Below are 18,517 nucleotides of genomic sequence, written 5' to 3'. Positions count from 1 at the left end.
CCAGGAAAGCACTGATATGAAATCTCCAACAATCGCAGCCCTGACAATGGCCTGTAGCCTGGCCCTAGGCGCGCTCGCCGCAGTCCCGGCCCAGGCCGAGAAAGTATTGCGCATCGGCATGACCGCCGGCGACATTCCCCGCACGCTGGGCCAGCCCGACCAGGGTTTCGAGGGCAACCGCTTCACCGGCATTCCGATGTATGACGGCCTGACCCAATGGGACTTGTCCAAGGCCGATCGCGCCAGCGACCTGATTCCCGATCTGGCCCTGTCGTGGGCAGTCGATGCCAAGGACCCGACCAAGTGGATCTTCAAGCTGCGTCCGGGCGTCAAGTTCCATGATGGATCGGCCTTCAACGCCGACGCGGTGGTGTGGAACGTCGGCAAGGTGCTCGACAAGACCGCCGCCCAGTTCGACCCCAGCCAGGTGGGTGTGACCGCCTCGCGCATGCCGACCCTGCGCTCGGCGCGCAAGATCGACGACCTGACCGTGGAACTGAGCACCTCCGAGCCTGACTCGTTCCTGCCGATCAACCTCACCAACCTGTTCATGGCCTCGCCTGCCCAGTGGGACAAGAAGCTGGCCGCCGTGCCGGCTTCGGTGACCGATCGCGCTGAGCGCGCCAAGCAGGCCTGGATCGCCTTTGCCGCCGATGCCTCCGGCACCGGCCCATTCAAGATGAGCAAGTTCGTGCCGCGCGAGCGACTGGAAGTGGTCAAGAACGACGGCTACTGGGATGCGCATCGCCGTCCCAGGATCGACCGAGTGGTGATGCTGCCGCTACCCGAAGCCAATTCGCGCACGGCAGCGCTGATGTCGGGCCAGGTCGACTGGATCGAGGCCCCCGCGCCGGATGCGCTGGACGCCATCAAGGGGCGCGGCTTCAAGATCTACTCCAATCCGCAGCCGCACGTATGGCCCTGGCAGTTGTCGTTCGCACCCGGCTCGCCCTGGCTCGACAAGAAGGTGCGCTACGCCGCCAACCTGTGCATCAACCGCCCCGCCATGAAGCAATTGCTGGGCGGGCTCATGGGTGAAGCCACCGGCACCGTGGAGCCGGGCCACCCATGGCGCGGCAACCCGACCTTCCAGATCAAGTACGACCCGGCCGCAGCCAGGAAGCTGATGACCGAGGCCGGCTATTCGGCCGCCAAGCCGCTGACGGTCAAGGTACAGATCTCGGCCTCCGGCTCGGGCCAGATGCAGCCGCTGCCGATGAACGAGTTCATGCAGCAGAACCTCAAGGAATGCTTCTTCGACGTCCAGTTCGACGTGATCGAATGGAACACGCTCTATACCAACTGGCGCATCGGCGCCAAGGACCCGAGCGCGCACGGTGCCAATGCGGTCAACATCAGCTTCGCGGCCATGGACCCGTTCTTTGCCATGGTGCGCTTCGTCGATACCAAGGCCGCGCCGCCCACCTCCAACAATTGGGGCTTCTACAGCAATGCCGACGTCGATGCCCTCATCGGCAAGGCGCGCACCACCTTCGATCCCAAGCAACGCGACGCGCTTCTGGCGCAGTTGCACGCCAGGATCGTCGATGATGCACCGTTCGTCTGGGTCGCCCACGACACCGGTCCGCGTGCCATCTCGGCCAAGGTCAAGGGTGTAGTGCAGCCGCAGAGCTGGTTCATCGACATCGCCACCATGACCATGGATTGATGTCGTCCCGGTCGCGCCGACGCCGCTCGGCGCGACCCCCTGTCCAGCCCAACGCCAAGCCCATGATCTCCTACCTGATCCGTCGCACCCTGTACGCCCTGCCCATCATGCTGGGGGTGGCCTTCCTGTGTTTCATGCTGGTCCACATCGCGCCCGGCGATCCGTTGGTGGCGATCCTGCCGCCGGACGCCTCGGTCGACCTGCAAAAGCAGCTGATGGAACTGTACGGTTTCAACCGTAGCTATCCCGAACAGTTCTTCAGTTGGGTCTGGCGCGCCCTGCAGGGCGACCTCGGCAGTTCGATCGCCACCGGCAGGCCAGTGGCGGCCGAAGTGTTCAAGGCCGTGGGCAATACCTTCATGCTGGCCGCGATGGCCACCGCCATCGGTTTCCTGTTGGGTAGCCTGTTCGGTTTCGTGGCCGGGTATTTTCGCAACTCCTGGGTCGATCGCGCTGCCTCCTTCATTTCGGTGATCGGCGTGTCGGTGCCGCATTACTGGCTGGGCATGGTGCTGGTGATCATCTTCTCGTCGCGCCTGATGTGGTTGCCGGCCACCGGTGCCGGCCCCGACGGCTCGGGAGCCTGGGTGTGGGACCTGGAGCACGTCAAGTACCTGGTCATGCCGGCCGTGACCATGTCCTTCATCCCGATGGGCATCATCGCCCGCACCGTGCGCGCGTTGGTAGCCGACATCCTGTCGCAGGAGTTCGTGGTGGGCCTGAAGGCGCGTGGCCTGTCGGAGTTCGGCGTGTTTCGCCATGTGGTCAAGAACGCTGCCCCCACCGCGCTGGCGGTGATGGGCCTGCAACTGGGTTACCTGCTGGGTGGCTCGATCCTGATCGAGACCGTGTTTTCCTGGCCCGGCACCGGCTTCCTGCTGAACCAGGCGATCTTCCAGCGCGACCTGCCCCTGCTGCAGGGGACCATCCTGGTGCTGGCGCTGTTCTTCGTGGCGCTCAACCTGCTGGTCGACATCCTGCAGACCATCTTCGACCCCCGCATCGAGCGAGCCTGACATGACCATCGCCTCCACTGTCGACCCCATCGTGGTTCCCTACCGCCGTTCGCGCGGCCACTGGGCCAATGTCGGTGCGCGCCTGGCGCGCAATCCGTCGGCCCTGATCGCCGGCGCGGTATTGCTGGCGCTCGTCGCGATGGCCATCGCCGCGCCGTGGCTGATGCCGGCAGACCCGTTTGCCACCTCGATGTTCGCCCGCCTCAAGCCCATCGGCAGCGCCGGCCACCTGCTGGGCACCGACGAACTGGGGCGCGACCTGCTCTCGCGCCTGATCCTGGGCGCGCGGCTGTCGCTGTTCATGGGCATCACGCCGGTGCTGCTGGCCTTCGTCATCGGCAGCGCGCTGGGGATCCTGGCCGGCTATGCCGGCGGCCTGGTCAATACCGCGGTCATGCGCAGTATCGACATCCTGTACGCCTTCCCTTCGGTGCTGCTGGCCATTGCGTTGTCGGGTGCGCTGGGGGCCGGCATCTTCAATGCCCTGACATCGCTGACCATCGTGTTCGTGCCGCAGATCGCGCGTATCGCCGAGAGTGTCACCACCCAGGTCAGGCGCAGCGACTATGTCGACGCCGCCCGCGCCTCCGGTGCCGGCGCCTTCACCATCGTGCGCGCCCATGTGCTGGGCAATGTCCTGGGCCCGATCTTCGTCTATGCCACCAGCCTCATCTCGGTATCGATGATCCTGGCCTCCGGCCTGTCGTTCCTGGGGCTGGGCGTCAAGCCGCCCGAGCCGGAATGGGGCCTGATGCTCAACACCCTGCGCACTGCCATCTATACCCAGCCCTGGATCGCGGCATTGCCGGGCGCCTTCATCTTCGTCACTTCGATTTCATTCAACATGCTATCCGACGGCCTGCGGTCGGCCATGGAGGTCAAGCAATGAGCCAGATCCATCACATCGAACCGATCCATCATGCGCAGGACGTGGGCGGGCCGCGCCAGCCGCTGCTGGGAGTACGCGACCTGCTGAAGCATTTTCCGCTCAAGGGGCGCGGCCTGCCTTTTGCCGGCGTTCCGACGAAGGCGGTGCGCGCCGTCGACGGCGTCAGCTTCGACATCATGAAAGGCGAGACACTGGGCGTGGTCGGCGAATCCGGCTGCGGCAAGTCGACCACCGCCCGGGTGCTGATGCAACTGATCGAGCAAGACAGCGGCGAGCTGGTGTTCGATGGCCGCACGGTGGGGTCGCGATCGATGCCGCTGCGCCAGTTCCGGCGCCAGACGCAGATGGTGTTCCAGGACAGCTATTCGTCGCTCAATCCACGCATGACAATCGAGGATTCGATCGCCTTCGCGCCGATCGTGCACGGCCTCAATGCGCGCGACGCCATCATGCGCGCGCGCGACCTGCTGGCGCGCGTGGGCCTGCAACCGGACCGCTTTGCCGGCCGTTATCCGCACGAGCTGTCGGGCGGCCAGCGCCAGCGCGTCAATATCGCCCGTGCCCTGGCACTGGAGCCGCGCCTGGTGATCCTGGACGAGGCGGTCTCGGCGCTGGACAAATCGGTCGAGGCCCAGGTGCTCAACCTGTTGCTGGACCTGAAGCAGGAGTTCGGCCTGACCTATCTTTTCATCAGCCACGATCTCAACGTGGTGCGTTTCATTTCCGACCGCGTGCTGGTGATGTACCTGGGCCAGGTGGTCGAGCTGGGCGACGCCGAGCAGGTGTTCGACGCGCCGCTGCACCCCTATACCCGCGCATTGCTGCAGTCCATGCCCAGCATGGACCCGCTACACCGTACCGAACATGCGCCGCTGTCGGGCGATCCGCCCAACCCGATCGATCCACCCGCGGGTTGCCGTTTCCATACCCGCTGCGAGTTCGCCCAGCCGGTATGCGGGCAGCGCGCGCCGCGCCTGGCTCAGGCGCGCCACGGGCATGACGTGGCATGCCTGCGCTATGAAGCCGACAGCGGTTACGATGGCGCCGCCTTCGATCGGGCGATGACGGCCGGGGAGCAGCTTCATGGATGAGGTCATGGTCGAACTGCGCGACCTGCGCGTCACCTTCAAGGCTGCCGGCAAGGTCATCCGCGCCGTCAGCGGGGTGGACCTGGTGGTGCACGCCGGGGAGGTGGTGGCGCTGATCGGTGAATCGGGCTCGGGCAAGAGCGTCACGCTGCGCTCGATCATGCGCCTGCATCCGCCACGCACGACCAGCATCGAAGGCAAGCTCGAGGTGGCGGGCCAGGATGTGCTGGCGATGTCGCCCAAGGCGTTGTCGGCGCTGCGTGGCGACCGGGTGGCGATGATCTTCCAGGAACCGCTGCTGGCGCTGGACCCGGTCTATACCGTGGGCAGCCAGATCGTCGAGACCATACGTCGCCACAAGAAGGTGTCGGCCGCCGATGCCCGGCGGCGTGCGCTGGCGCTGTTCGAGAAGGTGCGCATTCCCAGCCCGGAGCGCCGCCTGGATGCCTATGCGCACGAGATGTCGGGCGGCATGCGCCAGCGCGCCATGATTGCGCTGGCCCTGTCGTGCTCACCCAAGGTGTTGCTGGCCGATGAGCCCACCACCGCCCTGGATGCGACAGTGCAGATCCAGATCCTGCTGTTGCTACGTGAGTTGCAGCGCGAGCTGGGGCTGTCGATCATCTTCGTCACGCATGACATCGGCGCCGCCGTCGAGGTGGCCGACCGCATCGCCGTGATGTATGCCGGGCGCATCGTCGAACAGGGGCCTGCGGCACAACTGCTGGCGCAACCGCGTCACCCGTACACCATCTCGCTGCTGCAAAGCCGCAGTCACGGCGCCATGCAGAAGGGCCAACGGCTGCAGACCATTGCCGGCGCCCCGCCCGACCTGTCCCGGCTGCCACCGGGCTGCGCCTTTGCCGAGCGCTGTGCGTACGCGATCGAACAGTGTCGCACCACCCAGCCGGCCGAGCTCGACATCGGGCCAGGCCATACGGTGCGCTGCCTGCGCGCGCACGAATTGCAATTGACCGCCAGCATGGCGGTCGACGTCAAGGAGACTGCATGAGCACCGCGGCACACTGTTTCGTTCCCTATCCCGATGCCCCGGTCGCATCCAGCCCCGACGGCCCGCTGGCCGGCTTGCGCCTGGCCGTGAAGGACATCTTCGACGTCGCCGGCTACCCCACCGGCTGCGGCAATCCGCACATGCTGGCCATGTCCGGCATCAAGACCCGGTCGGCACCGGCGGTGCAGGCGCTGCTCGATGCCGGCGCGCGCTTCGTGGGCAAGGTCCATACCGATGAGCTGGCATTTTCGATGAACGGCAGGAATGCCCATTTCGGCACGCCCCGCAACGGCGCGGCGCCAGACCGCATCCCGGGCGGTTCCAGCTCGGGCTCGGCCGCGGCCGTATCGAACGACCTGGCCGATATCGCATTGGGCACCGACACCGGCGGCTCGGTGCGTACCCCCGCCAGCCACTGCGGCCTGATCGGCCTGCGGCCCACCCATGGGCGCATATCGCTGGCCGACGTGATGCCGTTGTCACCGACGTTCGATACGTGCGGCTGGTTCGCACGCGACCCTGGCGTGTTTGCCCGCGTGGGCGAGGTGCTGCTGGGCGAGGACAGCGTGGTGCTGCCGGAGAACCCGCGTGCGATGGTCGCAGCCGATGTGCTGGCCTTGCTGGCGCCGCGCGTGCAGGCGGTCTTCTGCGCCACGCTGGACCGCTTCGCCGGCGTACTCGGCACGCCCCAGCCGGTCAAGACCGCCAGCGTCTCGTTCGAGGCGTTGTTCTGGGCGTTCCGTTTCATCCAGGGCTACCAGGCATGGCAAAGCCATGGCGAACATATCCGCCGGCACGACTTCCAGCTGGGTCCCGGAGTGGCCGAACGCTTTGCCTGGTCGGCCACCGTCACGCCGCAGCAGATGCAGCAGCACAGCGCCGTACGCTGGAGCTTTCGCGATGACTTCGCGCGCCTGCTGGGCGCCGATGGCGTGCTGCTGCTGCCCACCGTGCCGGACATCGCCCCGCGCTTGATCGACCCCGAGCCGGCGCTGGAGGACTACCGCAACCAGGCCGTGCGCATGCTGTGCCTGGCCGGACTGTCGGGCTTGCCGCAGATTTCGCTGCCGCTGATGCGACTCGATGACGCGCCGTTCGGCCTGTCGCTGATCGGGCCGCCGGGCAGCGACCGGTCCCTGGTCCGGTTTGCGGCGAGGTTGATGCATGAGTGCGCCTGAAGCCGGTGCGGCCACGGTGCTGGTGGCGCAGCCGTTGAGCCGCGCCGGGTTCGCCCCATACGGCCACCTGATCGCGCCCGGCCCACAGCAGCGCGACATCAATTTCGGCACCACCCGCCGCTTCGACGACGTCGCCCATCTCGACACCGACGCCCAGGGCGGCCGGGTCGCGGTGGCGATCTTTCGCACCGACGTCGCTACCCACGTCGCGCCATACCCGCTGCGGGCCTTCGAGCGCCACCTGCTGGGCAGCCAGAGCTTCGTACCGATGGGGGCCGGCCGCATGCTGGTGGTACTGGCCGGATGCGACACCCAACCCGATGAAGCCGCCATGGTCGCCTTCATCGTCGAGCCGGGGCAGGGCGTCACGCTCAAGCGCGGGGTGTGGCACCACCCGCTCATCACCATCGGCGCGGCCGATGTACTGGTCATCGAAAGGATGGCGCCCGAGGAGGACTGCGAGGTGGTCGCCATGCGCTCGCGGGTCGAGGTGGTGCTGGCCGCGAGTTGACGTGCGGCAAGCCGGAAAAGGTGAATCCTGCAATAATGCGGAAACACCACGCTGTCATGCGATGCGAATCCGTTCCACCCCAGCAACGGCTCGCACCATGTCGTCATCACAGCTGCCAATCCGAGACCGCCATGCTCTACGCCGTTGCCTGCTTCTTCCTGTGGGGGCTATTCCCGCTTTACTTCAAGCTGCTCAAGGAAATCCCTTCCTTCGATATCGTCGTGCATCGGCTGTTCTGGTCTTTCGTGTTCCTGGCCGGGGTGCTGGCCTGGCGCCGCCAGTGGGGCTGGTTGCGCCAGGCGGCGCGCCAGCCCAGGGTACTGATCGGCTTCCTGGCATCGGCGCTGCTGCTATCGGGCAACTGGACGCTGTACGTATGGGCCGTCAACCAGGGCCGCATCGTCGACACCAGCCTGGGCTACTTCATGAGCCCACTCATCAGCGTACTGCTGGGTTTCGTCATTCTCAAGGAGCGCCTGCGCGCGCTGCAATGGCTGGCGGTGCTGCTGGCGCTGGGGGCGGTGCTGTGGCTGACCGTCGCCAACGGCAGCCTGCCCTGGATCGCGCTGGTCATCGCCGGCACCTTCGGCCTGTATGGCCTGCTGCGCAAGACGGCCCAACTGGGCGCGCTGGAAGGCTTGTCGCTGGAAACCCTGATGATGTTGCCGCTGGTGCTGCTGATGCTGGGCATCGACACCTGGCGCGACACCAACAGCTTCGCCCACGCTGCCACCGGCGCCCAGGTCCTGCTGGCACTGTCGGGGCCGGTCACGGCGGTGCCGCTGCTGCTGTTTGCCCAGGCCGCGCGCCGCATCCCGCTGTCGTTGCTGGGTTTGCTGCAGTACATCTCGCCCACGCTGCAGTTGCTGACCGGGGTGGTGATCTACGACGAGCCGTTCGCCGGCAACCGCGCCATCGGATTTAGCGTGATCTGGCTGGCGCTCGCGGTATACTCCGCCGAAGGATTGTGGCGCTTCTGGCGCGCACGGGGGCAAGGCGCTTCCGTGGACGCGGCCTGAGGCGCGGCAGTCACCGTTTTCACTTTCAAGGGCACGGAAAAAAATGGCTCAATACGTATTCACCATGAACCGGGTCGGCAAGATCGTGCCACCCAAGCGACATATCCTGAAGGACATCTCGTTGTCCTTCTTCCCCGGCGCCAAGATCGGCGTGCTCGGCCTGAACGGCTCGGGCAAGTCGACCCTGCTCAAGATCATGGCCGGGATCGACCGCGAGATCGAGGGCGAAGCGATCCCGATGCCCAACCTGAACATCGGCTACCTGCCGCAGGAACCGCAACTCGACCCCGAGAAGACGGTGCGCCAGGAGGTCGAGAGCGCACTGGGTGAAGTGTTCGAAGCGCAAGCCAAGCTGGACGCGGTGTATGCCGCCTACGCCGAGGAAGACGCCGACTTCGACGCCCTGGCTACCGAGCAGGCGCGCCTGGAAGCGATCATTTCGGCCTCCGACGGCAACAGCCTCAACCAGCAGCTCGAGATGGCCGCCGACGCGCTGCGCCTGCCGCCATGGGACGCCAAGGTCGGCGTGCTCTCGGGCGGTGAAAAGCGTCGCGTGGCGCTGTGCAAGTTGTTGCTCTCCAAGCCCGACATGCTGTTGCTGGACGAGCCGACCAACCACCTCGACGCCGAATCGGTGGATTGGCTCGAACAGTTCCTGCAACGCTTCCCCGGCACCGTGGTGGCGATTACCCACGATCGTTATTTCCTCGATAACGCCGCCGAATGGATCCTGGAACTGGACCGTGGCCACGGCATTCCCTGGAAGGGCAACTACAGCTCGTGGCTGGAACAGAAGGATGCCCGCCTGAAGCAGGAAGAAGCCAGCGAGTCGGCGCGCCAGAAGACCATCGCCAAGGAACTGGAGTGGGTGCGGCAGAACCCCAAGGGACGCCAGGCCAAGAGCAAGGCGCGCCTGGCCCGTTTCAACGAATTGTCCGAATACGAATACCAGAAGCGCAACGAGACCCAGGAAATCTTCATTCCGGTGGCCGAGCGCCTGGGTAACGAGGTGATCGAGTTCAAGAACGTCAACAAGGGCTATGGCGACCGCCTGCTGATCGACAACCTGAACTTCAAGATCCCGGCCGGCGCCATCGTCGGCATCATCGGCCCCAACGGCGCCGGCAAGTCGACCCTGTTCCGCATGCTGGCCGGACGCGAGCAGCCCGATGGCGGCGAAGTGGTGCTCGGACCCACCGTCAAGGTGTCGCTGGTGGACCAGTCGCGCGAAGACCTCGAAAACAAGAAGACCGTGTTCGAGGATGTCGCCGGCGGCGCCGACCTGCTCACCGTGGGACGCTTCGAGATGCCGTCGCGCGCCTATCTGGGCCGGTTCAACTTCAAGGGGTCGGACCAGCAGAAGATCGTCGGCAACCTGTCCGGTGGTGAACGCGGCCGCCTGCACTTGGCCAAGACCCTGCTGCAGGGCGGCAACGTGCTGCTGCTCGATGAACCGTCCAACGATCTCGACGTGGAAACCCTGCGCGCGCTGGAAGATGCCCTGCTCGAATTTGCCGGCACGGTGCTGGTGATCTCGCACGATCGCTGGTTCCTGGATCGTATCGCCACTCACATCATCGCCTTCGAAGGCGATTCGCAGGTCACGTTCTTCAACGGCAACTACCAGGAGTACGAAGCCGACAAGAAGAAGCGCCTCGGTGAAGAAGGTGCCAAGCCCAAGCGCATCCGCTACAAGCCCGTTACCCGTTGAGCCGGACCCGCGGGTCGGCCTGTTGACCGGACGCCGCTGCCATCAGCGGCGTTTTTTTGCGCTCGTCGGCGCTGGCCTGTCCCCGACGCCAGGCCAGCCGAGGTAAAGAGTTGTAGGGATGCATGACGCCGGCCGGACACGCCGATAACATCGTCACGGACATCTACCAGGCGAGGCGCAATGAACACGAGATCGGGCATGGCATTATGGATGGCCGCTGCGCTGCTGGGCGGCTGTGGCACCTCCAGCGGCGTTACCCAGCTCAACGACGACACCTACATGCTGACGGCCAGCTCACCCTGGCAGGGCAACGATGGGGTGGCCATCAAGGGCCTGCAGCAGGCCGATGCCTATTGCCGTAATCTCGGGCGCCGCATGCGCGTGGTCGGCAGCGAGCGTTCCGAGGGCTTGCCGGTGGTGCTGCCGCCCAAGGCGCTGCTGAGCTTCAAGTGCGACAAGCCTGCTTGAGACCTGCCGGACCGGCTTCGATGCGCTGCCTGGGCAGCCACCCGGTGCGAACGGGGGGCGCTTGCGGCAGGCGACGACGGCACGTGCCGTCCCCGGCACGAATTGCCGCGCACGGGTAGAATCCCGGCCTTGCGTCCACAAGACGCCATAGCAGAGAGGACGCCGCCCCACCGGGCGCATGGCCGAGCCTGCCCCAACGTATTCGCGCCACCCGCTGCCATTTCATGATAACCGCGTCCCGTGTGCTTCGTGCCGCCAGGAAGACGCCCATTCATCCCGCTCACTCATCCCGTTCAATCATGCTTGCCATCATTACCCGCCTGTTTCCCCTGTGGGCGCTGCTGCTTTCCGCAGCCGCCTATTTTTCACCCGGCACCTTCACGCCCATCGGCAAATACGTGACCCAGTTGCTCACGCTGATCATGCTGACCATGGGCGTGACGCTGACGGTGGACGACTTCAAGCGCATCATCAAGCGCCCGGCGCCGGTGGCCGCCGGCATCATCCTGCATTACCTGGTCATGCCGCTGGCGGCCTGGATCATCGCCAAGGCCCTGCGCATGCCGCCCGACCTGACCGCCGGCATGGTGCTGGTGGGCAGCGTGGCCTCGGGCACCGCCTCCAACGTCATGATCTACCTCTCGCGCGGTGACGTGGCCCTGTCGGTCACCATCTCGACGCTGTCGGCGCTGGTGAGCGTATTGGCCACGCCCTGGCTGACCGAACTCTATGTCGACGCGTCGATCCATTTCGACGCCCACGCCATGCTGATGTCGATCGTGCAGATCGTGGTGGTGCCGATCGTGGTCGGCCTGATCGCCAACATCTTCGCCGGCGGCCTGATCCGTCGCATCGAGCCCTACCTGTCGCTGGTGTCGATGGTGGCGATCCTGCTGATCATCGCCGCCGTGGTGGGTGGCAGCCAGGCCAGTATCGCCTCGGTCGGGCTGGTGGTGCTGGTCGGGGTCATCCTGCACAACGGCCTGGGCCTGCTGGGCGGCTACTGGGGCGGACGCCTGCTGGGCTTCGACGAAGCGGTATGCCGCACCCTGGCCATCGAGGTGGGCATGCAGAATTCGGGCCTGGCCGCCGCGCTGGGCAAGATGTACTTCACCCCCGTGGCCGCCTTGCCAGGGGCGCTGTTCTCGGTCTGGCACAACCTGTCGGGATCGCTCCTGGCCGGCTATTGGCGTGGTCGTCCACCGCGCGACTAGACAGCGCGTGGCCGCAGCCTGACAGATCGGGCCGCCCCGGCCGCGTCCGGTGGCGGCCCTGCCTTTGCAGGCTTGTTTTCGTCCGATTACGATTATTTGCAGTATGTAACCTCCCGCTGCATCACCTCATAGTGGGCACGGCAAACTTCCACGGTTTTCGGACCGGCGTACCGGCACAGTCCGAAAAGGCCAGTGAGGGGCCGCCGGTGGCGCCAGCCGATTCAGTGGCGGCGCGCCGGGTTTCGGAGGTGCATATGCCCAAGCTATTGTCTGTCGACGTCCTATGGCGAATCCTGCTGTCATTGGCCGTCATCCTGTATCCCGCGCCAGGCGTGTCGGCCGATGTCGAGCCTGTTCCGCGGATTGTGCTGATCGGTTTTTCGGGCGCCCTGAGCGGGGTTTCAGAAGACCTCGGCAAGAGCCTGGCCAACGCCGCCGAGATGGCGCTGGCCGAGGCCAATCGCCTGCAATTGCGGGTGTCGGGCCAGCGCGTCGCATTCCGCCTGCTGCGCTACGATGACCGCGACGACCCGGCCACCGCGATGGAGGTCGCGCGGCAAATGCTGCAGGCGGGCGTGGTCGCGGTGGTCGGCACGGCCAATTCGAACACCAGCGAGGCGGTGGCGAAGCTCTATTCGGACGCAGGCGTGGCCCTGATCTCGCCGGCGGCCAGCGCTACCGCATTGAGCGAGCGCGGATACACCAGCTTCTTTCGCCTGATCGACCACGACGAGCATGCCGGGCAGTTTCTCGGCCATTATGTGGTGCGCGACATGAAGCTGCGCCGGCTGGCCGTGATCGATAACGGCAGCATGTATGGCGTCGGCGTGGCCAGCTCGTTCTTTTCCCAGGTGCGCGCCAATGGTGCCACGATAGTCATGCGCGATCGCATCAGCTACGCCAGCAACCTGCCGCAGCTGGTGCGTCGACTCAGGCTGCGCGGCACCGAGGCGTTGTTCTTCGGCGGCTATGCGGCGCAGGCCGCGCAACTGGCCCAGACCCTGCGCCACGAAGGTGGCGGAATGCGGCTGCTGATGGCTTCCAGCGGCGTGGTGGGCGCCAGCTTCCTGATCGCGGCCCGCAACGGCGCCAATGGCACGGTCGCCATCGAGAGCGGCGTACCGGCTGCGGAGATGGCAGGCTGGCGCCGCTTCGAGCACGAGTACCAGCAACGGTTCGGGTTGCATCTGCACGGTCTTACCCCGTTTGCCTACGATGCCGCCCAAGTGGCGGTGGCCGCGGTACGCCAGGCCGATTCGCTGGACTCCCGGCGCATCGTCCAGGCCCTGCGGCGCATCAGCTTTCGCGGCCTGACCGGGGTGGTGGCCTTCGATGCCAAGGGCAACCCGCGCAATCCGCTGTTGAGCATCTCCGAAGTGCGCGACCAGCGCTGGGTACCGTTGCGTACCATCGACGTGCGGCACGGCGGCACGCTCAAGCCTGGCGGGTCCTGATGCGGTATGCTTTTCGCCCCTGCGCAGCTTCTGGAAGGAAAACATTATGAACAGGCGCGACTTCATCGAACTCGCCGCCAGCGCCGCTGCCGGCGGCACACTGCTGGCGCCGGCACCGGCCATGGCCCGCGAGCGTACCGCAGCCGGCCCGGTGCTGCTGACCGTCACCGGCGCCATCTCGTCACCCAACCGGGGCCCGTTCGATCCGGCGCTGGACCAGATGATGCACAAGCAGAAGGTGCAATTCGATCGTGCGCGCACCTTCGATTTCGGTACGCTGGACGCCTTGCCCACCGTCGAGATCAAGCCCACGCTCGAATACGACAACCTGCCGCATAGCCTGCGCGGGCCATTGCTGGTGGATGTGATGCGGGCCGCCGGTGCCGATCCGCGGGCCGACGGCTACCTGCTGCGCGCCATCGACGGTTACGCCATCGTGCTGCCACGGGGCGACGCCCTGCGCTACCGCTTCATCATCGCCACCCACCTCGACGGCAAGCCGCTGCCGCTGGGTGGACTGGGGCCGTTGTGGGCGGTGTATGACGCCGATCGCTTCGGGGAGATGGCCGCGCAACCGGTGGCGGCGCGCTTCGGCCTGTGTCCCTGGGGCCTTTACCACATCGCCGTCGGGCGCGGCTGAGCCGTAAATTTGCTAACATCTGCGCTTTCCCCGGCCATCTACGACCCGTTGCGGTTCGAATCCTCATGAGCAAGTTCTGGAGCCCCATCGTCAGCCAGCTGACGCCCTACACCCCTGGCGAGCAGCCCAAGCTGGCCAGGCTGGTCAAGCTCAATACCAACGAGAGCCCCTACGGACCGTCGCCGCGTGCGCTGGCCGCGATCGCCGGCGAGGTCGGCGACAGCCTGCGCCTGTACCCCAATCCCGACGCCGAGCCGCTCAAGCTGGCCATTGCCGCGCGCCACGCCGCCGACGGCATCACGCCGCGCGAGGTGTTCGTGGGCAATGGCTCCGACGAAGTGCTGGCGCATGCGTTCCACGCCCTGCTCAAGCACGGCAGGCCGATCCTGTTCCCCGATATCACCTACAGCTTCTACCCGACCTACGCCGGCCTGTACGAGGTGCAGTATCGCGCCGTGCCGCTGGCCGACGATTTCACGATCCGCGCCGACGATTACCTGGGCCAGGGCGACGCCATCGGCGGCATCATCTTCCCCAATCCGAACGCGCCCACCGGTTGCCTGGTGCCGCTGGCGGAGGTCGAGCGCATCCTGCAAGGCAATGCGCAGCGGGTGGTGGTGGTCGATGAAGCGTATATCGACTTCGGCGGCGTCAGCGCCATCGGCCTGGTGCAGCGCTACCCCAACCTGCTGGTGGTACAGACCCTGTCGAAGTCGCGGGCGCTGGCCGGCATGCGGGTGGGGTTCGCCATCGGGCATGCCGACCTGATCGATGCCCTCGAGCGCGTCAAGAACAGCTTCAACTCGTATCCGCTGGACCGGCCGGCCATTGCCGGGGCGACGGCCGCCATCGAGGACGAGGCGTATTTCCGCAAGACCTGCGACCTGGTCATCGCCAGCCGCGAGCGCCTGGCGGCCTCGCTCAAGGCGCTGGGTTTCGAGGTATTGCCGTCGGCGGCCAACTTCGTCTTCGTGCGCCACCCTGGCCATGACGCCGCCACACTGGCGGCCAGGCTGCGTGGCGACGGCATCATCGTGCGTCACTTCACCAGTACGCGGATCAACCAGTTCCTGCGCATTACCATCGGCACCGATGAGGCCTGCGATATCCTGGTGGCGTCGTTGCAGCAGCACCTGGGCTGATCGCCCGCGTGGCGGAGCCGGCAGGGCGGCGCCGGGCGCGGCGAGGACGTTGTTTTTGCGCACGATTCCGACGGGAAATTTTCTGCTGAGGATCGGTGAGTTACGGCCGCACAGGCCCGCCGCGCGGGTGGGAAGAAATCGCCGGTCGGGATGAAGACCTTGGCAATGCGCCAATCAGGAAATTTCTGACTACAGGTGGAACCGGGAAGCCCGGTATTCTGGCATGGTCCACTGGCCGATCCACTTCTCGTTAGTTTTCCATCCCATGATTTCGTCTTCGCTACGCACCAAGGTAGTTTCCATTTGCATGGGTATTACCATCGTCGCCATGTTCTCGGTGGGACTGGCCAACTACCTCTCGACCCGGGCCCGCACCCTCGATAACCTGGACTCGCAGACCAGCCAGCTGTTGCGCAGCCAGGCTGCCACGATCGGCGAATGGGTCGGCGCGCGAAGGCTGGTGGTGACCTCGCTCAAGGATGCCATCGCCCAGCCCGAGCCGCTGCCGGCGGTGCGTGCGGCCGAGGCGGCAGGCGGATTCGACCTGGCCTACGTGGCCAGGGCCGACAAGCGCGTGACGTTTTCGCAAGAGCGAAAGCGCGCGGCCGACTACGACGCCACCCAGCGTCCGTGGTACCTGACGGCGGCCAAGGCCCGCGAGCCGATCGTTACCTCGCCCTACACCAGTGCCAGCACGGGCAAGTTGCTGGTGACCTTTGCCGAAGCCATCCGTGACGGCGACCAGGTGATCGGCGTGGCCGCCGCCGACGTGTTGCTCGACACCGTGGTCAACAACGTGACCCGTATCCATCCCACCGCCAACAGCTACGCTTTCCTGGCCGATTCGGCCGGCAAGATCATCAGCCATCCCGACGACAGGTTCAGGCTCAAGCCGGTCTCGGAACTGGACCCGCAACTGACCGTGGACGACCTGAGACAGCTGGAAAAATCCGGCCAGCACAAGGACCTGACCATCAATGGCCAGCATGTCATGCTGTTCTGCGTGGGTGTACCGGGCACGGATTGGGTGTTGTCCATCGCACTCGATCGCAACGATGCGCTGGCGCCCTTGAACGCGATGTTGAAGGTATCGATCCTGATCGCGGCGCTGGTGGTGTTATGCGCCTCGCTGTTGCTGGTGGTCCTGATCAGCCGTTCGCTGGGGCGCCTGCAGGCGGTCGAGGGCGCACTGCAGGAAATCGCCAGCGGCGACGGCGACCTGACCCGCCGCCTGCAGATCAGTGGCCACGACGAGGTGGCGCGCATCAGCGGCGCGTTCAATCGCTTCGTCGACAAGATCGAAGGCGTGATGCTCGATATCCGCCAGACCAGCCACTCCATCCGTGCCGCTTCGCGCGACATCGCGCAGGGCAACCTCGACCTGTCATCCCGTACCGAGGACCAGGCCAGCTCGCTGGAGCAGACGGCTGCGGCCATGGAGCAGCTCACCGCCAGCGTGAAGAACAATGCCGAGAACGCGTTGCAGGCCAACCAGCTGTCGCAGAGCGCCTCGGAGATCGCCGGCGCCGGCGGCGCCAAGGTCGACCACGTGGTCACCACCATGGGTGCCATCAACGCCTCGTCGCAGAAGATCGTCGACATCATCGGCGTCATCGATGGCATTGCCTTCCAGACCAATATCCTGGCGCTCAACGCCGCTGTCGAGGCAGCGCGGGCCGGCGAGCAGGGACGCGGTTTTGCAGTGGTGGCGTCGGAGGTGAGATCGCTGGCGCAACGCTCCTCTTCCGCGGCCAAGGAGATCAAGCAACTGATCACCGACTCGGTGGAGCAGGTGCGTATCGGCCAAGAGCTGGTCAGCGCCGCCGGCGCCACCATCGGCGAAGTGGTCGACAGCTGCAGCAGGGTCAGGGATGTGGTGGCCGAGATCACCGAAGCCAGCCGCCAGCAGAGCTCCGGCATCAACCAGACCAACGAGGCCGTGGGACACATCGACCAGGTCACGCAGCAGAACGCGGCGCTGGTCGAAGAGGCAGCGGCCGGTGCGCAGTCATTGCTGGAACAGGCCGATCGGCTGACCGAGATCATCGCCCTGTTCAAGTTGAGCGCGGTAGAGGGCCGCGTGCAGCGTTAGGCGCAGGGCGGGGCCAGCGGGAACCCTGGCGCATGATTTGTTACCCATTGGTGGGCATCGTCTGGCCCCTATTGACTGAGGTAGCATCATGCACGCATTTTCCCGGATATTGTCTTGCTGCAAGCCGGATGCAGCACCGGAGCAGCACCCGTTGGAGCCCACGGATCGGGCACAACCGGCATCGTCGGCGCCCGGCGGCATGGGTGTAGTCATTCGCAATACCGCCCATATCGAGACAGCGACACCGGGCCTGGAGGCCTTCTATCCGATCATCGAGAGGACGCAGCCGGCGGGACAGGCGCGACGCGCCATCGACCTGGGCTCGGGCGGTGGCCGGGATAGCAAGTTCCTGGCCGCCAGAGGCTGGGACGTCACCGCAGCAGACACCGAAAAGGACGCTGCCGGCCCGCTGGCGAATCACGCCCGGATCAAATTTGTCCTGGGATCCCTGGATGCGGTGGCTGCCGAGCCCGGTTCGATCGCCTTGATCAACTGCCAGCGCGTCACGCCGTTCATGTCACTGGAACAGTTGCGTGCCATGCTGGCGCGCGCTTCCCACATCCTGAGTCCGACGGGGCAGCTCGCCATATCGTTCTTCGGACCGTCTCATTCCTGGACCCTGGAACCCGAGCACAAGGACAAACTCTTCTACGACATCGAGGCCATCGAGACCGAACTTGCCCGGTGTGACCTGAAACTTGTTGCCCATCCGAATGAAACCAAAGGACCGCAGCGGGCCGCCAACGGCAAGAAGGTCGAATGTTGGCATGAGATCAGGGTAGTGGCGGCAAGGGACGTGCCGGTCAGGGAACCGGCATTGGCAGCCCGTCTCAGGGCCGGCATGGACACGCAAGAGTCACCGCAAGGCCCATCGGCAGGTCGATGATGCCGGGCTGCAGCAAGCGTTTCAGGCCAGGCGTTCGATGACCTGCGCATGCTGCGGCCAGCCCTGCAACAGGACCTGCGGGTCGGCGATCTCGAACTCGTCGAATTCAAAGCCGGGCGCTACCGTACATCCGACCAGGCTGTGGCCGTCGGGTTCGGCGCACGCTGCGGCGAACCACGCGCCAGCCGGCACCACCGCCTGGAACGCCGCGTCCCCGTGCGTCAATGGATTGCCCAGGCGCAGCGTGGTCAGTGCACCGTCCGGTTCGAGCACATGGACATGCAACGGCGAGCCGTCATAGAAGTGCCACACTTCGTCGGACTTGATCCGATGCCATGTCGAGCGTTCTCCACTTTGCAGCAGATAATAGATCGCCGTCGAGGCAGCCCGATCGGCGCCGTCGATTGCGCGTGCCACGCGTTGCCCGCTGCGATAGGTTTCCCTGAAGTGGCCACCTTCGGGATGGGGCTGCAGCGCAAGGCGCATGACCAGTTCAGCGCTAATGGATGGTTTTTCGTGCATATGGAG

17 protein-coding genes are annotated in these 18,517 nt (G+C 65.7%); 16 read left to right on the top strand and 1 reads right to left on the bottom strand.

What is annotated here, in order from left to right:
* The first annotated feature begins 16 nt into the window (after nt 1-16).
* From PMI40_RS21905 to PMI40_RS23045, 16 genes are all read left to right on the top strand, one after another.
* Nucleotides 17-1,669, top strand: a complete 1,653-nt coding sequence (locus PMI40_RS21905) for an ABC transporter substrate-binding protein (protein WP_008120019.1) — start codon at nt 17-19, stop codon at nt 1,667-1,669.
* A 62-nt stretch (nt 1,670-1,731) separates the two neighbouring features.
* Nucleotides 1,732-2,685 carry an ABC transporter permease gene (locus PMI40_RS21900; protein WP_008120017.1) on the top strand — a complete coding sequence of 318 codons (954 nt, stop codon included), beginning with the start codon at nt 1,732-1,734 and terminating at the stop codon, nt 2,683-2,685.
* A gap of 1 nt (nt 2,686) precedes the next feature.
* Nucleotides 2,687-3,574, top strand: a complete 888-nt coding sequence (locus tag PMI40_RS21895; protein WP_008120015.1) for an ABC transporter permease — start codon at nt 2,687-2,689, stop codon at nt 3,572-3,574.
* On the top strand, nt 3,571-4,665 hold the full coding sequence (locus PMI40_RS21890) for an ABC transporter ATP-binding protein (protein WP_008120011.1): 1,095 nt from the start codon (nt 3,571-3,573) through the stop codon (nt 4,663-4,665). The genes PMI40_RS21895 and PMI40_RS21890 overlap by 4 nt, the downstream gene beginning before the upstream one ends.
* Nucleotides 4,658-5,674 (top strand): ABC transporter ATP-binding protein, encoded by a 1,017-nt coding sequence (locus PMI40_RS21885; protein ID WP_008120008.1) that lies wholly within the window; start codon nt 4,658-4,660, stop codon nt 5,672-5,674. Before PMI40_RS21890 ends, PMI40_RS21885 begins: the two co-directional genes overlap by 8 nt.
* Nucleotides 5,671-6,852, top strand: coding sequence for an amidase (locus PMI40_RS21880; RefSeq protein WP_008120006.1), 1,182 nt, complete (start codon nt 5,671-5,673; stop codon nt 6,850-6,852). The genes PMI40_RS21885 and PMI40_RS21880 overlap by 4 nt, the downstream gene beginning before the upstream one ends.
* Entirely contained in the window at nt 6,839-7,363 is a 525-nt protein-coding gene (locus tag PMI40_RS21875; protein WP_008120005.1) for an ureidoglycolate lyase, read from the top strand. Before PMI40_RS21880 ends, PMI40_RS21875 begins: the two co-directional genes overlap by 14 nt.
* A 131-nt stretch (nt 7,364-7,494) precedes the next feature.
* A complete protein-coding gene (rarD, locus tag PMI40_RS21870; protein WP_008120003.1) occupies nt 7,495-8,382 on the top strand; it encodes an EamA family transporter RarD in 888 nt (295 codons plus the stop codon).
* 43 nt (nt 8,383-8,425) lie between these two features.
* The gene (gene ettA, locus PMI40_RS21865) at nt 8,426-10,093 is read left to right on the top strand and encodes an energy-dependent translational throttle protein EttA (RefSeq protein WP_008120001.1); all 1,668 of its coding nucleotides are present in this window, start codon (nt 8,426-8,428) and stop codon (nt 10,091-10,093) included.
* Nucleotides 10,094-10,291: 198 nt separating this feature from the next.
* Nucleotides 10,292-10,561: a hypothetical protein gene (locus PMI40_RS21860; RefSeq protein WP_238540998.1), complete on the top strand. Its 270-nt coding sequence runs from the start codon at nt 10,292-10,294 to the stop codon at nt 10,559-10,561.
* Between the two features lie 299 nt (nt 10,562-10,860).
* Nucleotides 10,861-11,775: a bile acid:sodium symporter family protein gene (locus PMI40_RS21855; protein WP_008119997.1), complete on the top strand. Its 915-nt coding sequence runs from the start codon at nt 10,861-10,863 to the stop codon at nt 11,773-11,775.
* Nucleotides 11,776-12,029: 254 nt separating this feature from the next.
* Nucleotides 12,030-13,229, top strand: coding sequence for a branched-chain amino acid ABC transporter substrate-binding protein (locus PMI40_RS21850; protein ID WP_008119996.1), 1,200 nt, complete (start codon nt 12,030-12,032; stop codon nt 13,227-13,229).
* A 46-nt stretch (nt 13,230-13,275) separates the two neighbouring features.
* Entirely contained in the window at nt 13,276-13,869 is a 594-nt protein-coding gene (locus PMI40_RS21845) for a hypothetical protein (protein ID WP_008119994.1), read from the top strand.
* Nucleotides 13,870-13,934: 65 nt separating this feature from the next.
* Nucleotides 13,935-15,011, top strand: coding sequence for a histidinol-phosphate transaminase (gene hisC / locus PMI40_RS21840; RefSeq protein WP_008119992.1), 1,077 nt, complete (start codon nt 13,935-13,937; stop codon nt 15,009-15,011).
* 307 nt (nt 15,012-15,318) lie between these two features.
* Nucleotides 15,319-17,103, top strand: coding sequence for a methyl-accepting chemotaxis protein (locus PMI40_RS21835; RefSeq protein WP_008119991.1), 1,785 nt, complete (start codon nt 15,319-15,321; stop codon nt 17,101-17,103).
* 88 nt (nt 17,104-17,191) lie between these two features.
* Entirely contained in the window at nt 17,192-17,989 is a 798-nt protein-coding gene (locus PMI40_RS23045) for a bifunctional 2-polyprenyl-6-hydroxyphenol methylase/3-demethylubiquinol 3-O-methyltransferase UbiG (RefSeq protein WP_008119988.1), read from the top strand.
* 21 nt (nt 17,990-18,010) lie between these two features.
* Here the strand turns inward: PMI40_RS23045 and PMI40_RS21825 are convergent, their stop codons facing one another.
* On the bottom strand, nt 18,011-18,475 hold the full coding sequence (locus PMI40_RS21825; RefSeq protein WP_008119986.1) for a cupin domain-containing protein: 465 nt from the start codon (nt 18,473-18,475) through the stop codon (nt 18,011-18,013).
* Nucleotides 18,476-18,517 lie beyond the last annotated feature (42 nt).

Source organism: Herbaspirillum sp. YR522, assembly GCF_000282575.1.
GTDB lineage: Bacteria > Pseudomonadota > Gammaproteobacteria > Burkholderiales > Burkholderiaceae_D > Herbaspirillum.
The sequence above is the reverse complement of the archived record's forward strand: the minus strand, read 5'-3'. Positions and strand labels throughout refer to the sequence as shown.

Coding starts and splice junctions, on each gene's coding strand:
- PMI40_RS21905 (WP_008120019.1), top strand. CDS start 17: ATGAAATCTCCAACAATCGCAGCCCTGACAATGGCCTGTAGCCTGGCC.
- PMI40_RS21900 (WP_008120017.1), top strand. CDS start 1,732: ATGATCTCCTACCTGATCCGTCGCACCCTGTACGCCCTGCCCATCATG.
- PMI40_RS21895 (WP_008120015.1), top strand. CDS start 2,687: ATGACCATCGCCTCCACTGTCGACCCCATCGTGGTTCCCTACCGCCGT.
- PMI40_RS21890 (WP_008120011.1), top strand. CDS start 3,571: ATGAGCCAGATCCATCACATCGAACCGATCCATCATGCGCAGGACGTG.
- PMI40_RS21885 (WP_008120008.1), top strand. CDS start 4,658: ATGGATGAGGTCATGGTCGAACTGCGCGACCTGCGCGTCACCTTCAAG.
- PMI40_RS21880 (WP_008120006.1), top strand. CDS start 5,671: ATGAGCACCGCGGCACACTGTTTCGTTCCCTATCCCGATGCCCCGGTC.
- PMI40_RS21875 (WP_008120005.1), top strand. CDS start 6,839: ATGAGTGCGCCTGAAGCCGGTGCGGCCACGGTGCTGGTGGCGCAGCCG.
- rarD (WP_008120003.1), top strand. CDS start 7,495: ATGCTCTACGCCGTTGCCTGCTTCTTCCTGTGGGGGCTATTCCCGCTT.
- ettA (WP_008120001.1), top strand. CDS start 8,426: ATGGCTCAATACGTATTCACCATGAACCGGGTCGGCAAGATCGTGCCA.
- PMI40_RS21860 (WP_238540998.1), top strand. CDS start 10,292: ATGGCATTATGGATGGCCGCTGCGCTGCTGGGCGGCTGTGGCACCTCC.
- PMI40_RS21855 (WP_008119997.1), top strand. CDS start 10,861: ATGCTTGCCATCATTACCCGCCTGTTTCCCCTGTGGGCGCTGCTGCTT.
- PMI40_RS21850 (WP_008119996.1), top strand. CDS start 12,030: ATGCCCAAGCTATTGTCTGTCGACGTCCTATGGCGAATCCTGCTGTCA.
- PMI40_RS21845 (WP_008119994.1), top strand. CDS start 13,276: ATGAACAGGCGCGACTTCATCGAACTCGCCGCCAGCGCCGCTGCCGGC.
- hisC (WP_008119992.1), top strand. CDS start 13,935: ATGAGCAAGTTCTGGAGCCCCATCGTCAGCCAGCTGACGCCCTACACC.
- PMI40_RS21835 (WP_008119991.1), top strand. CDS start 15,319: ATGGGTATTACCATCGTCGCCATGTTCTCGGTGGGACTGGCCAACTAC.
- PMI40_RS23045 (WP_008119988.1), top strand. CDS start 17,192: ATGCACGCATTTTCCCGGATATTGTCTTGCTGCAAGCCGGATGCAGCA.
- PMI40_RS21825 (WP_008119986.1), bottom strand. CDS start 18,475: ATGCGCCTTGCGCTGCAGCCCCATCCCGAAGGTGGCCACTTCAGGGAA.